The organism is Maribacter taeanensis (assembly GCF_047345145.1).
Classification (GTDB): Bacteria; Bacteroidota; Bacteroidia; order Flavobacteriales; family Flavobacteriaceae; genus Maribacter_C.
In genome coordinates, this window is record NZ_JBLFER010000001.1 from 345,531 (window position 1) to 360,545 (window position 15,015).

The 15,015-nt window shown below is 38.3% G+C and carries 15 protein-coding genes; 2 read left to right on the forward strand and 13 right to left on the reverse strand.

Translation table 11 applies throughout. The annotated features are described in order from the left end of the window. Position 1 precedes the first annotated feature (1 nt). The 13 genes from ACKWCD_RS01455 to ACKWCD_RS01515 form a co-directional block, all read right to left on the reverse strand. Entirely contained in the window at positions 2-1,729 is a 1,728-nt protein-coding gene (locus ACKWCD_RS01455) for an amidohydrolase (RefSeq protein WP_413982143.1), read from the reverse strand. Between the two features lie 199 nt (positions 1,730-1,928). Then, the gene (locus tag ACKWCD_RS01460) at positions 1,929-3,038 is read right to left on the reverse strand and encodes a serine hydrolase domain-containing protein (protein ID WP_413982144.1); all 1,110 of its coding nucleotides are present in this window, start codon (positions 3,036-3,038) and stop codon (positions 1,929-1,931) included. A gap of 129 nt (positions 3,039-3,167) precedes the next feature. After that, positions 3,168-3,722 (reverse strand): DUF4252 domain-containing protein, encoded by a 555-nt coding sequence (locus ACKWCD_RS01465; RefSeq protein ID WP_413982145.1) that lies wholly within the window; start codon positions 3,720-3,722, stop codon positions 3,168-3,170. Positions 3,723-3,857: 135 nt separating this feature from the next. Next, positions 3,858-4,556: an RluA family pseudouridine synthase gene (locus ACKWCD_RS01470; protein WP_413983001.1), complete on the reverse strand. Its 699-nt coding sequence runs from the start codon at positions 4,554-4,556 to the stop codon at positions 3,858-3,860. A gap of 23 nt (positions 4,557-4,579) precedes the next feature. Then, entirely contained in the window at positions 4,580-4,933 is a 354-nt protein-coding gene (locus tag ACKWCD_RS01475; RefSeq protein WP_413982146.1) for a four helix bundle protein, read from the reverse strand. A 44-nt stretch (positions 4,934-4,977) separates the two neighbouring features. Further along, positions 4,978-5,463: a signal peptidase II gene (gene lspA / locus ACKWCD_RS01480; RefSeq protein WP_413982147.1), complete on the reverse strand. Its 486-nt coding sequence runs from the start codon at positions 5,461-5,463 to the stop codon at positions 4,978-4,980. A gap of 1 nt (position 5,464) precedes the next feature. Continuing rightward, positions 5,465-6,283: a 3-methyl-2-oxobutanoate hydroxymethyltransferase gene (gene panB / locus ACKWCD_RS01485; protein ID WP_413982148.1), complete on the reverse strand. Its 819-nt coding sequence runs from the start codon at positions 6,281-6,283 to the stop codon at positions 5,465-5,467. Positions 6,284-6,469: 186 nt separating this feature from the next. Next, positions 6,470-7,804, reverse strand: a complete 1,335-nt coding sequence (locus tag ACKWCD_RS01490) for a Gfo/Idh/MocA family oxidoreductase (protein WP_413982149.1) — start codon at positions 7,802-7,804, stop codon at positions 6,470-6,472. A gap of 14 nt (positions 7,805-7,818) precedes the next feature. Beyond that, on the reverse strand, positions 7,819-8,577 hold the full coding sequence (locus ACKWCD_RS01495) for a 3-keto-disaccharide hydrolase (RefSeq protein ID WP_413982150.1): 759 nt from the start codon (positions 8,575-8,577) through the stop codon (positions 7,819-7,821). A 31-nt stretch (positions 8,578-8,608) separates the two neighbouring features. Further along, positions 8,609-8,980: a VOC family protein gene (locus tag ACKWCD_RS01500; RefSeq protein ID WP_413982151.1), complete on the reverse strand. Its 372-nt coding sequence runs from the start codon at positions 8,978-8,980 to the stop codon at positions 8,609-8,611. A 45-nt stretch (positions 8,981-9,025) separates the two neighbouring features. Continuing rightward, positions 9,026-10,453 (reverse strand): L-serine ammonia-lyase, encoded by a 1,428-nt coding sequence (locus ACKWCD_RS01505; RefSeq protein WP_413982152.1) that lies wholly within the window; start codon positions 10,451-10,453, stop codon positions 9,026-9,028. Between the two features lie 39 nt (positions 10,454-10,492). Beyond that, the gene (locus ACKWCD_RS01510; RefSeq protein WP_413982153.1) at positions 10,493-11,392 is read right to left on the reverse strand and encodes a 3-keto-disaccharide hydrolase; all 900 of its coding nucleotides are present in this window, start codon (positions 11,390-11,392) and stop codon (positions 10,493-10,495) included. 51 nt (positions 11,393-11,443) lie between these two features. After that, a complete protein-coding gene (locus tag ACKWCD_RS01515; RefSeq protein WP_413982154.1) occupies positions 11,444-11,878 on the reverse strand; it encodes a DUF1801 domain-containing protein in 435 nt (144 codons plus the stop codon). Between the two features lie 127 nt (positions 11,879-12,005). On the opposite strand from ACKWCD_RS01515, the gene dnaK reads away from it, so the two are divergent. Further along, positions 12,006-13,907: a molecular chaperone DnaK gene (dnaK, locus tag ACKWCD_RS01520; RefSeq protein ID WP_413982155.1), complete on the forward strand. Its 1,902-nt coding sequence runs from the start codon at positions 12,006-12,008 to the stop codon at positions 13,905-13,907. 187 nt (positions 13,908-14,094) lie between these two features. Continuing rightward, on the forward strand, positions 14,095-15,015 hold the full coding sequence (locus ACKWCD_RS01525; protein WP_413982156.1) for a hypothetical protein: 921 nt from the start codon (positions 14,095-14,097) through the stop codon (positions 15,013-15,015).

The window sequence follows — 15,015 nt, forward strand, 5'->3', positions numbered from 1 at the left end:
TTTATTCTTTTTTGCTGTAAACAACCTCACCATTAAAGATGGTCATTTCTACCTCGGTTTCTAAGAGTTTATCTTCTTCTACGGTCATCAAATCTTGATTGTAGATTGTGAAATCAGCAAGTTTACCTACAGAAATAGAGCCCTTGATGTTTTCTTCAAAAGCTCCATAGGCGGCATCTAAAGTATAAGATCTTAAAGCTTGGGCCCGAGTCATTTTTTGTTCTGGTTCAAAACCGCCTTCAGGTAAACCCTTTAAAGTTTTACGGCTTACACTGGCATAGAAGCTTGCGATTGGATTTAGTGGTTCTACAGGAACGTCGGTGCCGTTTACAACTGGAATACCACTTTTTAATAAGTCTTGCCACATATAAGCACCTTCTTTGATTCGTTTCTCTCCCAAACGGTCAATCGCCCAAGGCCTATCAGATGACAAGTGTACGGCCTGCATAGCCGGAATAACCCCAAGTCCGGCAAAGCGTGGAATATCATCAGGATGCAAATGTTGTGCGTGCTCTATACGAAACCGATGGTCTGTTTTTAAGTCAGGTAGTTCTGTAAAAGCTGCTTCATAACGATCTAGAATTTCTTTGTTAGCACGATCGCCGATAGCATGAGCGCAAACTTGAAAACCATTTCGTAATCCATTTAGAGCGGTTTCTTTGACAACTTCCATGGGAAGTGTTTCATGTCCGAAATGTCCTGGTCGGTCAGTATATGATTCTAATAGCCAAGCACCACGGGAACCTAAAGCCCCATCACAGTTTAGTTTTATCGATCGAATCGTCAAAAGGTTATCTGGATCGACCATGGGGCCTTTTTTGTACCACTCCTCAATCAATTCCGGGTCCCATCCGGTAAGCATGGCATACAAACGCACATTGAGTTTGTTTTCTGCTTTCATTTGTTCGTAGAGAGCAATGGTTTCTTTTCCTATGCCAGCATCATGAAAACCGGTAATACCATGTCTATGGCAAGCTGCCACTGCTAGTTCAAATGCTTTTCTGTCTTTTTCTGGAGTGTTCTCGGGAATATGCTTTCGAATTAAGCTTTGGGCACGCTCATTAAAAATACCAGTGGGTTGGCCTAGTTTATCACGCATGACTTCGCCACCTTCTACTTCAAGTTTGTCAATTCCATCTTTCGCTAGTACTTGCAAGCCTGCAATTTCCATTGCTCTCGCATTAGCGAAACCTGCATGGCCACTGGCATGACTCAAGTACACCGGATTATCAGGAGAAACCTGACTTAATTTGTAATGTGTTTGAAAACCATTAATAGCATCTTCAGGCAGCGCATCCCATTTGCTTTGATGCCATCCTCTTCCTAGAATCCATTCGCCTGGTTCAGCTGTTTTGACAGCTTCAGCGACGATATCTACAATTTCTTGATAGCTGGTGGTATTGATTAAATCGACGTTCAATTCATTATAACCCAGACCCATAAAATGTCCATGCCCTTCAATTAAACCGGGGGTCATGGTTTTGCCTTGTAAATCGATGATTTCAGTTTCCTCAGTTTTATAGGCTTCAGCTTCTACCAGACTTCCTGCAAAAAGAATGGTATAACCTTTTGTAGCTACGGCTTCCACTGTAGTTCGGGTTGAGTCCACCGTATAAATGGGACCTCCATGAATTAATAAGGTAGCGGATGTTTTCTTTGGATTTGAACAGGAACATAAAATAAGAAGCCCTAGGAATAGGGCATATAAGCTGGAAATTCGTAATTGCATGTGTATTCGGTTTTAGGAATGCCTGAATTTACGATTTTAAAAATGTATTGGAAAGTTAGTTCGGGTTTTGAGTAACGTCTAGGCTATGAGTAGTTACGTGGGTTAACACTTAACTTGGCAAGTACAGACCAAGTTGGAAATTCCGCAGGAATTTCCAAAGTAGGCAAGAACCAGCAATTACTTATAGCCATTGTTGTGCCTAGTTGCTCCTGTTAATATATCTAAAAAGGTCGAATCCAAAATCATAAACTTCATTTGCGTTATTGAATTGAATCATACCCCATTTTTTATCCTTGTCAAATAGAAAAAGGGCATTAAACCCATCATTATTCCCTTCATGTCCTAAGACTACATGGTTGGAAATATCATACTTGGCAAAACCTAGGGTCCACCCAATAGCACCTTCTTCTGATAAGATAGTTGGGGCAGTTGATACATTGATTTCCTCTTTTAACAGGGCTATGGAAGTATTTTCTGAAAGTAGTTTATCTCCCATAATAGCCATCAACCATTTTGCGAATTCTTTAGATTCGGTATGTAAGGCAGAAGCGGTATTAAATTCCTTAGCTGCCCAGTAATTTTTTTCATTTTTTATACCATTGAAATGGGGATAAGCCTTATTATTTCTGTTGTATTCATCTTGGACAAACTTAGTGTGAATCATTCCTAACGGTTGTGCGATGTGTTTCTGAAAATAACTTTCTAAACCCTGATAATCGGTTTGTAAAATTGATTCTACGACTTTAACTAAGAATTGATACCCTTCTCCAGAATAACTAAAATCAGTTCCAGGTTCAAAAGATATAGTCAATTCCCCATTTCCTCGCCAATTTGGGAAACCTGTCGTATGAGATAACACCATTCTAGCCGTAACTTTTCGATATCTGTCATCATAATCAAAATTATCTCGAGCATCTTCATTAAGATAAGTATAGAGAGGTGTGTCCAAATCTAATTTTTTGTCTTCTACCAATAGCATTACCATTGAAGCGAATACAGGTTTTGAAGTCGAAGCAGCTTCGAAAATAGTCTCGCTGTTTACGAGTTCTTTAGTTTCCAAGTTCGTATAGCCCAATGCATTGTGAAACACTAACTGCCCGTTATTAATAATGGCATAGGAAACCGCTGGAATGTTCATTTCTGACATTCTGTATTTTATATACGAATTTACTGAGTCAATTGACACTTCTTTGTTGTTTAAGTTTTGTACGGTTTTGACATCACTTTGCAACGAATTTTGTTTTGGCTTTTTATTGCAGCAAATCATTAATACCATTATTGGCAATAAGAGAATGTATTTAATTTTCATTGAAGTATTGTTTTATTCTTTAAGGACAAAATCAAAATTAAATTGTTACAGTATGTTTCGAGTTCAATTAGGCACAACAATTGCCTAAGAGTACCTAGGTACTCTTATATCTTTTTTACCCGTAATTATCTAATTCTCCTTATTCTCTTCCTTTACCTGATTGATACCTGGTGTACTTCCCATGTTAAATTGGTTGATGAGTCCATCGCCTAGTTTTTGGAAGTCTTCGTTTTTTGCCATTTCACGCACTTTTACAGGGTCAAAATTGCCATTGAAATAGAGGAAAGAACCTCGTGTAGTATTGTTGTTGTAAATCAAAATCTCTTTGACGGCGTCTCGCTTTTCACGAATAGAGACTACGTTGCGTTTTTGATTGTCATTCTTACGGTAGACTTCGATAAAGGAGCTGCCCGTCATGTTGTTCATTGAATTGTTTAAGAATTTTGTACGTTCGGGAGTAGCGCTTGGAAACTGCATATAACGCAAGTCTTTGGTGTTACCAATAAGAGAATTCATTTCGGGGGAAATGTTTCCAAGAAGTGAAAGCATAAATCGAGGTACTCGAACGGCGGTTACCTGGTCGTCGTTTTTATGTGCTTCGTAAAAGGAGTCGATAGAGTTGTAACTTCCGCAGGAAGAAAGTAAAATAAGGCTCAATAAAAAAAGTGTTCTCTTAATCATCATGTAGTGTTTTGGTTTCTAAATATAAGTATTTTATGAAGGCTTAAGAGCCTTCGGAATTTAACTTGAACTGGGTTTTTTGGAATTTGATATTTGTTCTTTGGAATTTTAATATGCTTTGATTTTCTCAAAGTATATTTAGCAACAAGCATTCCAAACTGAATCATGGGGTGGGGGAGCAACAAATTCAAGCATTTCCTTTTTTACAGGATGAACGAAAGAAAGGCTCCGCGCATGTAAATGAATGCTACCATCTTTATTACTTCTGTCAAAACCATATTTTAAATCTCCCTTGATGGGACAACCAATCGCAGTCAATTGCGAACGGATTTGATGGTGCCGCCCCGTTTTTAAATCTACTTCGAGTAAATAAAAGTTATCTAACTTTTTGATGACTTTGTAGTCTAGAATTGCCTTTTTACTGTCCGGCACTTCTTTTTTATTGGCGTACGATTTGTTTTGTTTTGGATTTCGCTTCATCCAATGCGTCAATGTATCCTCTTGCTTTTCGGGCATATTTTTGACCACCGCCCAATACGTTTTTTTTGCTGCCTTTTCGGCAAACAACTTATTCAAGCGAGGTAAGGCTTTTGAGGTTTTAGCAAAGACTACAATTCCTGAAGTAGGGCGATCCAAACGATGGGCAACTCCTAAGTAAACATTACCAGGTTTGTTGTACTTTTCTTTGATGTATTGTTTTACAATTTCGCTCAAGGGAAGATCTCCCGTTTTGTCTCCTTGTACAATATCACCTGGGCGTTTGTTAATTACAATGAGGTGATTGTCTTCGTAGATTACTTGAAGATTTTTTGAAGTAGAATGTTTGTTATTTTTGATTGTTAGATTTTTAGATTATTGGATTATTTGAGTGTGGCCTTAAATTTAGAAGTCATTTTTACAATCTTGTTTAGTTTTTGACTTAATTCAGCCAACTGATTATCAGATATGAACCCTAGGTCATTGGCGATAAGTAATTGTGTTTCAATTTCATACAATGACCCTACAGCAATTTCTAAAAATCTACTGAAATCTTTGTTTGATTTTCTGGAAGAGCCCTCCGCAATATTTGAAGGAATGGATACCGAAGCGCGCCGCAGTTGATTGGTCAATCCAAATTTTTCCTCATCAGGAAAAGTGGAAGTAGATTCATAAATATCAGAACAGTACACTCGACTTAATTTCCAAATTTCCAAGTCTCTAAATCGATGTGCCATAAAACTCTAATAATCCAACAATCCAATAGTCTAAAAGTCCAAATTTATAATTCCAATTTACGGTACCGGATACTAAGAAATAGAATTAATATAACTCCCATGGTAACAGAAACGTCAGCCATATTGAAAATACCTGTTTTAAAATATCCACCTAGATCAATATGGAAAAAGTCGGTTACTTCACCGTAAGCAATACGATCAATGAGGTTTCCAATACCTCCTCCAATAACACAGGCAAAAGCAAAAACCAACCATTTATTCATATCTGATCTGCGTAAAATTCTAAAAAGCAGTACTAACAATACCAAGACAGGTAAAGCTTGAAGAAAAATGAGTTTTAAAATAGGGGAGAGTTCTGAGCCAAAACCTAACATCGCTCCGCTATTTTCTACCTTTGTTAAAATGAAGTTTTTGCCAACTAATTCTATCTGTTCGCTCGCGTCGATGTTATTGCGAACCATGTTTTTTGAAACCTGATCACAACCAATATTCAATAGTACTAAAGCGATTATGGCAATTTTCTGAATCATATTAGTATTGTTCATCGTCATTTGGAAAGTCCCGACTTTTTACATCAGCAACATACTGCCCGATAGCAGTTCCCATTTCTTCGTATAAGTTCATATACCTTCTTAAAAATCTAGGATTGAACTCATGCGTCATTCCTAAAAGGTCGTGAATAACTAATACTTGACCGTCTGCGTGTTTACCTCCTCCGATTCCGATTGTGGGAATTGAGATACTATCGGATACCTCTTTAGTCAATTCTGCGGGAATCTTTTCTAATACCATTCCGAAGCATCCTAATTTTTCTAAGAGTTTAGCATCTTCCTTGAGTTGTTCAGCTTCTTCCTCTTCTTTGGCGCGAACGGTATAGGTTCCAAATTTATAGATGGATTGTGGGGTTAGACCTAAATGCCCCATAACGGGTATACCTGCTGCTAAAATCCGCTTAACAGATTCTTTTATTTCCACACCACCTTCAACTTTAATGGCATGTGCGCCACTTTCTTTCATGATGCGAATGGCAGAGCGCAAAGCTTCTTTAGGATCACTTTGATAACTGCCAAAAGGAATATCAACCACCACCAAAGCGCGATTAACGGCCCGAACAACAGATTGTGCGTGATATATCATCTGATCAAGGGTAATGGGTAACGTAGTCTCATGACCAGCCATTACATTACTTGCGGAATCACCAACTAATATCACATCTACATTGGCAGCATCTACAATTTTTGCCATGGAGTAATCGTAAGCGGTAAGCATGGAGATTTTCTCTCCATTTTTCTTCATTTCTACAAGGGATTTTACGGTAACCCTTTTATACTCTTTCTTGGCAGTCGACATTTGTGCTTTGTAATGTTTAGTTCAGGGATAAATGTAAGGAGATTTCCTCAGAATGTTGAAGTATTAGATTTTTCGATTTCTACAATATTTGATATTTCTTTTGTTTTCAAGAAAATTAAGCCACAGCTAATTTGAGCTTACTTCTGGTAAGCTCAAATAGTTCTGGCATTCAAGATGTAAGTCCAATTAAAACTCTCGATAAGGAGAATCTAAATATTGATTTGCTTCCTCCTCTACAAATTTGGCATTTGCACTGTCCCAATGTAAGGTTTGATTTGGAAAACGACCAGCAATTACGCCTAGAAGAATAGTCTCTGTGAGTCTAGAAGCGTATGAAAAAGGAGCCGTAACCTTATCTTTGCCCAAACAAGCATCAATGAATTGATGATAATGTTTTGGACTTTCCGCTGCATAATCACGAACGGGTTCCCCTAAATTTTGAGCAGCAATTTGTTCACTAATATCAATGAATTCTCCATCAATAATCAACTGTGGTAACTTTTGAAAGTGTGGTAAATAAAATCTTCCTTTTTCCCCAATGAACATTGCTCCTTGGTCATTTAATTTTTCACCGCCTGGTAGCATCAAATCTTCACGTTGCTTATCGGCATCGACACCATCATACCAAACCCATTTTAAAGTATCGGCGGTGTATTTGGTACCTGGGAATTCATAGGTAACCATATTCTGTTCGGGATACCCAAAGCCATTTGGTTTTCTACAATTTGTGGTAATGGTTGTGGGTACATCTAACTGAAGTGCATTATATGGAGTGTCAAAAATATGAACACCCATATCCCCGAGCGTTCCACAGCCATATTCTACTAGCTTTCTCCAGTTGCCAGGATGGTATACGTCTTCTTTATAGGGTCTTTCTGCTGAAGTACCGAGCCAAAGATTCCAGTCTAAAGTCTCAGGTACTGGGTCACTTCCTTCAGGAGCAGGTCCGTCATAGCCCCAGTTTTTAGGTGACCAGGCGCGGACGGTATGTACTTTTCCTATGATTCCGGATTGAATCAATAGCGTTGCCAATTTATAATCGTAAAAGGAATGCACTTGGATTCCCATTTGGGTAACCAAACCTTTTTCTTCAGCTATTTTACGCATCGCTCTTGCTTCACTCACATGGTGGGTGAGGGGTTTTTGGCAGTATACTGGTTTATTCATTTTCATAGCCATCATTGAAGCTGGGGCATGGGTGTGGTCGGGAGTGGATACAATAACGGCGTCAATTTTCTTGTCCATCTCCTTGAGCATGACCCGATAATCAGAAAATGTTTTTGCCTTTGGATGTAGTTTCAAAGCAGCAGCTAAATTACTTTTATCAACATCGCATAAGGCAACCACATCGACTTGGGCGTGCGAAGAAATAGCACCTAAATCTTCACCACCCATATTGCCAACACCAATGTGGGCCGTACGTATCCGTTTATCTTTTTTTGAAAAAGCCAAAGTTCCGGCGGGAAGCAAAGCGAATGAAGATGCCATAGCTGTTTTTTTTAAGAATTCTCTTTTATTCATTTTCGTATGATTGGTTATAATCTTTTGATTTTTATGTTGCGAAACCATAAGGGACTATCATGATCTTGAATCGCAATATAGCCTGATTTAAAAGTACCATATTTTGGAAAATCTTTCCACTTACCTGCTTTTTTTCGATTTTCCCAGTCTTCAGACCAGGGAACAAATTCAAGTAGTTTCTTGCCGTTTAGCCAATGTTCTACTTTTTCAGCGGTGAAAATGATTCGAGAAGTATTCCATTCCATAGCTGGTTTGACATCTTTTTGAGTATCATCAGGAACATACATAGCGTAATCAGCACCTGTTTTCTGCCATGGTTCTAGCGTTGCATTATTGATTTCTTCCCATTTCAAATCGTCGAGCATTTGGTATTCAGGAGAAACCTCTGGTGGACCCCAATCTCCTTCCTTCAGATGATACAACATTCCACTATTGCCACCTTCAGGAAGTTTCCATTCCCAATACAATTCAAAATTATCAAACTCTTCGGCTGCATAAATAATATCTCTACCGCCCTTGCGATTTGCTTCCGAACGTTTTTCAGTGTCAAAAGTGAGTTCACCATCTTTTATGATCCATTGGGGAGGTAAATCTTCACCATTATAGGCGCGCCAACCTTCAGTGCTAGTTCCATCGAAAAGAAAAAGCCATTCGTTGGTAGTGGTAGCAACTTCGGTTGTATCAGTTTTATTTTGAGCTATTTCTTTTCCTTTGTTCTCTTTACAAGCCGACAAGACCAAAAAAAGAAGCAGTATTCCTATTTGTTTTTTCATTTGAAGTGATTACTAGGCTAACGATTGATGATTAAACATGTTGGTCAATGAGAATAGTATTTCCATCAGGATCAGTCAAAACGATACTAGCAGGCCCGGTAGAAGTAGTATCTGCTTCTCGATCTAGTTTCATTCCTTTTTGCACCAGCTCTTTTTGAATATCGCGTACATCATCAAAAGAATCTAATTGGTTTGCGTTTGCATCCCACCCGGGATTAAAAGTCAATATATCGTGTTCAAACATGCCATGAAACAGTCCGATAAGGGAATCTTCATTTTTCATGATGAGGTAATTCTGTTCCATGCTTCCAGCAAAAATTGTAAAACCAAGGTTTTCGTAAAAATTTTGAGAAGCTTTTAAATCTTTTACTGCAAGACTAACGGAGAATGCGCCAAGTTTCATTTTTGTATAGGTATTGGTTGTTCCTATAAATATAGCGATTTCTTGTTAGCAATCACTTAAGAAAACTCCGACTGCAAGTCCACCTTCTGAAGTTTCTTTGTATTTGGAGTTCATGTCTTTTGCAGTTTCCCACATGGTTTGAACTACTTTGTCTAAAGGTACTTTAGCATCTGCAGGGTCAGAGTCTAGAGCTAATTCTGCGGCATTGATTGCTTTGATAGCGCCCATAGAGTTGCGTTCGATACAGGGAATCTGTACTAGCCCGCCAATAGGATCACAGGTAAGACCTAAATGATGTTCCATAGCGATTTCAGCCGCCATTAAGACTTGTTCAGGTGTACCACCTAATAGTTCTGTTAAAGCCCCCGCAGCCATGGCTGAGGAAACCCCGATTTCTGCTTGACACCCACCCATAGCGGCTGAAATCGTAGCACCTTTTTTAAAGATGCTACCTATTTCTCCTGCAACGAGCAAGAACTTTTTGATATGTTCGAAATTCGCTTTATGGTTTTCGATAACCATATAATACATCAAAACGGATGGAATAACTCCTGCACTGCCATTTGTAGGGGCCGTAACAACCCTACCTAAAGAGGCATTCACTTCATTAACGGATAGAGCAAAACAGCTTACCCATTTTAAAATCTGTCGGAACTTGACTTCGGTTTTTCGAATGGTCTGCAACCAGTTCTCAGGTGTATCATACGAACCAGCTGTAACCATTAAATTTTGATGTATTTCAAAAGCTCTGCGCTTTACATTTAATCCACCAGGTAGTTTGCCTTCTGTATGACATCCAATATACATACACTCAAGCATGGTGTTCCAAACTTTTTGAAGTTGACTGTCTATTTCTTCAACTGTTCGCAATGATTGTTCGTTTTCAAGAACTAATTCAGAAATTGATTTTTGTTCTTTTTGGCAGTAAGCCAAAAGTTCATCGCCTCTATGAATCGGGAAGGGGAAAGTATTGAAAGATTCAATTTTCTTTTTGGCATTTTTACGCTCTTCTTCAACCACAAAACCACCACCGATGGAATAGTATTTTTTAGACTTTTTGGTACCCTCTTCAAGGGTTGCTTCGAATTTGAGCCCGTTAGCGTGAAATGGTAAAAATTTTCTATGGAAAAGAATATCTTCAGTTGAGTTGAAAGGCAGTTGCTTTTCGTTCCCAAAATGCAGCAGTCCATTTTCTTGGATATCGGCGACAATCGTTTGAATATTTTCCACAGGAATTTCTACAGGATCTGCACCAGAAAGGCCAAGCATGATGGCATAATCAGTAGCATGGCCTTTTCCCGTCAGGGATAATGAACCGTAAACATGCACTTGAATTTTTTGAACGGATTCAAATTGCTCTTTGCTTTTTAAGTCAGCAATCCAGCGCTCAGCAGCTCTCCACGGGCCTAATGTATGCGAACTTGAGGGTCCGATTCCGATTTTCAGCATATCGAAGATACTGATACACTCCATTGATTTGGTTTTGGTAAATTAAAGGTAAATGTTTTTCACTTAGAAATACGCTGTAAATTCATTAGAAAGTTTTTCAAGTGGCCGAATCTTGATGTCCTTATAAAATAGCTCCGCCGCTTCACTTTGAAGTTGGATCTTACCTGAGGTTAAGGGAATGTTTTCACCCTTTTCATTTAGATATCTGGAGTTTTTAAGAATCATTACTACTTCACCATTTACAATATGAAGGCTTTTCCCCTCGAAACAAATTAAATCTAAGGTATTCCATTCGCCATGCGCGTTCTCGTTATTGTTACTTCGCAAACAATAGTTTTTATTTAGTTCATTGTCACCAACCGAAACAAAATCTTGACTTTCATGTGCCATTAAGTTCATGCCAGATTCTTGATTATAGGCTCTAATATCAATTGCAGATGTGGCTTGGCTCCAAAAATCGCCTGTATGACCTTCCATGATTTGAAATTCCTGAGATAACATCCATGAACGCCAATATTCTGCTCCCATTGGGCCAATAGAGTGGTATAGTACGCCCGAGTCTTTTAGTTTGTCCAATCTTGGCACCCATTTCTTTTCACCCCATTTGAATTTTAGTTGGAAATGATAATTTGAATATTCCTCCTTTGTGATGATACAACCATAGTACTCTCCACTGACTTTGATGATAGGTTGTTCATCTTCTTCAATGGTTGTAAAAACATCATAACCTGTTTTGTTTAAACCTATAGGTTGGATTAAGTTTCCTTCTTCATCTTTAGGTGCAGTACCGTCATATCCTACTTGATGTTGAAAACTTAAATAAGTATCCCAATTCGAGAGGTCTTTATCAATTAGGTTTGTCCAATTTTTCTCTTCTTTTTGCTCTGTTTTCGTTTGGTTTTTGCATGCAAAAAAAACCGAAAGAAGAACTGCGCTAAGTACTACATTTTTTAGTGTTTTCATAAGATTCTTTGTGGAATAAATTTAGTGCAAATTACGTTTTCGAAGATAGGGTTACTTACCCAATAATGGCAAATGTTTTAGCGAATGATAATTCAATGCCAACCGAATACATTCTTTTAATTCTTCCTTTGGAATTTTATCCTCAAGGTTAAACAGAATTGCCCGATTCTTCTCATATTTAAAAGTATCCCCATAGACTTCCCTAATGGTTTCAACTAATTTAGAGGTGCATTTAAAATATAGGGCATATTGGTCAGGAGTTTTTGCTTTCCAGTCCATTCGCAGCGTACTTCCCTTTTTTGCCAAATAACTGGGTTCGCCCCATTTTAGGGTTTCTTCGAGTTCTTCGATTGAGTCTTCGTTGGCAACCTCGAGAATCAGCTTCCGAAGATAATTTAGTTTGGGTTTTATTTCTTTTGGATAGGCATTAAACTTAAGTTCCACGGAAGGATCCTTCTTTAAGACAAGTTTAGCAACGATATTCATATCGAACAAGTTATAAAAACTTTAGCGGATGGAAATGACATCCTGTCAGTTTTATATCCTTGGCATATTGTTTGTCATTCCCTTAGCGATTGTAAAAAATTAATACGCACAAATAAATACATATAGAATGAGTAAAATTATAGGAATAGATTTAGGTACGACCAACTCTTGTGTCTCTGTAATGGAGGGTAATGAGCCAGTGGTTATCCCTAATGCGGAAGGTAAAAGAACTACGCCATCCGTAATCGCATTTGTTGAAGGTGGTGAGATTAAAGTGGGTGACCCTGCCAAAAGACAGGCGGTGACTAATCCACATAATACCATTTATTCCATCAAACGATTTATGGGGAACAAGTTCTCGGAGTCTAAAAAAGAAGCCGACCGTGTTCCTTACAAAGTAGTAAAAGGAGATAATGATACCCCAAGAGTTGATATCGACGGGCGTTTGTATTCTCCGCAAGAATTATCAGCGATGATTCTTCAGAAAATGAAGAAAACAGCTGAGGATTATTTAGGTCAAGATGTGACAAGAGCTGTAATTACAGTTCCTGCATATTTTAACGATGCACAGCGTCAGGCTACGAAAGAAGCTGGTGAGATTGCAGGTTTGACGGTAGAACGTATCATCAACGAACCAACGTCAGCGTCATTAGCTTACGGAATGGACAAAAAGGATACCGACCAGAAAATCGTTGTTTTTGATTTTGGTGGCGGCACACATGATGTTTCTATCCTAGAATTGGGAGATGGGGTTTTTGAAGTATTGGCTACAGACGGAGATACGCACTTAGGTGGTGATGATGTTGACCAAAAGATTATCGATTGGTTGGCTGATGAGTTCAAGAAAGATGAAAGTATAGACCTTCGAGATGATGCAATGGCATTGCAACGTTTACGTGAAGCTGCTGAAAAAGCAAAGATTGAATTGTCTTCTTCTGCACAAACAGAAATCAATTTGCCATATGTTACCGCAACGGCTACAGGACCAAAGCACTTGGTACGTACCTTGTCAAGAGCAAAATTCGAGCAATTGATTGAAGACTTGGTAAAAAGAACAATCGAGCCTTGCCAAACTGCAATGAAAGCTGCTGGTTTATCAAAGAGCGACATTGATGAAATTATCTTGGTAGGTGGTTCAACACGTATTCCGGCAGTTCAGGAAGCCGTTGAGAAGTTCTTCGGAAAAGCACCTTCTAAAGGAGTGAATCCTGATGAGGTAGTTGCCGTTGGTGCTGCTATTCAAGGTGGAGTTTTAACGGGAGATGTAAAAGATGTTTTGCTTCTTGATGTTACCCCACTTTCTTTAGGAATCGAAACAATGGGTAATGTATTCACCAAGTTAATTGAGGCGAATACAACCATTCCAACAAAGAAATCACAAGTATTCTCTACGGCAGCGGATAATCAACCATCGGTTGAGATTCATGTATTGCAAGGAGAACGTCAAATGGCTGCGGATAATAAAACTATCGGACGTTTCCATTTAGATGGAATTCCACCAGCACAAAGAGGAACACCTCAGATTGAAGTAACTTTCGATATCGATGCTAACGGAATTATCAAAGTTTCTGCAACGGATAAAGCAACAAATAAAACGCAAGATATTCGTATCGAAGCATCTTCAGGATTGACCGAAGAGGAAATCCAAAAAATGAAAGCAGATGCTGAAGCTAATGCGGAAGCGGATAAAGTCGCAAGAGAAACTGCAGATAAGTTAAACGAAGCAGATAGCATGATTTTCCAAACAGAAAAGCAATTGACGGAATTCGGAGATAAACTTTCAGATGACAAGAAAAAGCCAATCGAAGAAGCTTTGGAAGAGTTGAAGAAAGCATATGAAAGCAAGGATGTTGCTGTTGTAACTCCTGCTTTAGAGAAAATCAACGAGGCATGGAAAGTTGCTTCAGAAGAAATGTATAAAGCACAAGCTGAAGCACAGCAAGGTGGAGCGGCTCCTGAAGGAGATGCAACAGCCGATGCAAGTGAAGGTGATAATGTTGAAGACGTAGATTTCGAAGAAGTGAAGTGATACTTTTCTAGAATATATTTTTAAACCCGCAAGTCGAAGACTTTGCGGGTTTTTTGTTTTTATGACCTAAGTAATTGTTCCTTCCCCTTTCTGGTGAAGGACCAGTTACACTAGTTTTATTACTGCGGTACATCGATTTGGCATTCCTTTTGTTCATAGTTGTTAGATTATCAAGTAATTTTGTGTCATGGTAAAAAACTACGTTATCTTATTTCTTATCGCATTGATTTTCCTTCCGTTAGGAATGACATCTCAAGAAATTAAAATTTTTACAATTGAGGATTTTGATTTAAAGGGAAAAGTCAAATCCTGCTTGGTAAGCACCAAGTACGGAAAAGAAGAGTACGAGTTTAATGAAGAGGGGTTACTAACCAAATCTGTAACGCGCTATAGTGATACAGATTATGACATTACCTATTACAAGTATTCACAGGGAATGTTATTAGAAAAACGTTTGGAGAATTATCGAGATAACGTTTTTGAAAAGACCACTTCACTGGCGAACTTCTATGTTATTGATTCTTTATTGAATTTAAAAATTACTGAGAAGATTATTTCGTATAGCAAGGAATTCTTAGATCAGTATGAATATTTCTATAAGCATGATTCCATTTTTAAAATTGTTCGTACGAATGATAGCGGTATTGATGAAACACTAATTTCCTATACTAATGTAAAAGGAGAGCAAACCAAAACCTATACCTTAAATGGCGCAGTATATCAATCTATTAGGACATCAGAAAAAAGGGAAAATGATAGCCTACTTTCGAGAAATGTATTGACGAAAAAGTTTCTCGATGGAAGGGTTAATTCTGCTTTAGAAGAAAATTTTGATGGATTAGGTAAATTAATGTCATTTACCAAATTCTTTGCAAGTCAGTCAACAAAAAAGCTAACAAAGGAAGAAACGGCTATGTTTTCCTATGATGAGGCCGGTGTATTGTCAAAAAAAGATATACAGGTTGGAAAAAACTCTGAAACAAAGGAGTACATCTATCAATTCGACGAAAAAGGAAATTGGATAAAAGAGATAATCACGCCTGACAATACCTACAAGACAAGGAGAATAAGTTATTATGAGCGAATGGATGAAGTAGATGAGGATTAA

Coding starts and splice junctions, on each gene's coding strand:
- ACKWCD_RS01525 (WP_413982156.1), top strand. CDS start 14,095: ATGGTAAAAAACTACGTTATCTTATTTCTTATCGCATTGATTTTCCTT.
- dnaK (WP_413982155.1), top strand. CDS start 12,006: ATGAGTAAAATTATAGGAATAGATTTAGGTACGACCAACTCTTGTGTC.
- ACKWCD_RS01500 (WP_413982151.1), bottom strand. CDS start 8,980: ATGAAACTTGGCGCATTCTCCGTTAGTCTTGCAGTAAAAGATTTAAAA.
- panB (WP_413982148.1), bottom strand. CDS start 6,283: ATGTCGACTGCCAAGAAAGAGTATAAAAGGGTTACCGTAAAATCCCTT.
- ACKWCD_RS01505 (WP_413982152.1), bottom strand. CDS start 10,453: ATGGAGTGTATCAGTATCTTCGATATGCTGAAAATCGGAATCGGACCC.
- ACKWCD_RS01465 (WP_413982145.1), bottom strand. CDS start 3,722: ATGATGATTAAGAGAACACTTTTTTTATTGAGCCTTATTTTACTTTCT.
- ACKWCD_RS01455 (WP_413982143.1), bottom strand. CDS start 1,729: ATGCAATTACGAATTTCCAGCTTATATGCCCTATTCCTAGGGCTTCTT.
- ACKWCD_RS01490 (WP_413982149.1), bottom strand. CDS start 7,804: ATGAATAAAAGAGAATTCTTAAAAAAAACAGCTATGGCATCTTCATTC.
- lspA (WP_413982147.1), bottom strand. CDS start 5,463: ATGATTCAGAAAATTGCCATAATCGCTTTAGTACTATTGAATATTGGT.
- ACKWCD_RS01475 (WP_413982146.1), bottom strand. CDS start 4,933: ATGGCACATCGATTTAGAGACTTGGAAATTTGGAAATTAAGTCGAGTG.
- ACKWCD_RS01495 (WP_413982150.1), bottom strand. CDS start 8,577: ATGAAAAAACAAATAGGAATACTGCTTCTTTTTTTGGTCTTGTCGGCT.
- ACKWCD_RS01510 (WP_413982153.1), bottom strand. CDS start 11,392: ATGAAAACACTAAAAAATGTAGTACTTAGCGCAGTTCTTCTTTCGGTT.
- ACKWCD_RS01515 (WP_413982154.1), bottom strand. CDS start 11,878: ATGAATATCGTTGCTAAACTTGTCTTAAAGAAGGATCCTTCCGTGGAA.
- ACKWCD_RS01460 (WP_413982144.1), bottom strand. CDS start 3,038: ATGAAAATTAAATACATTCTCTTATTGCCAATAATGGTATTAATGATT.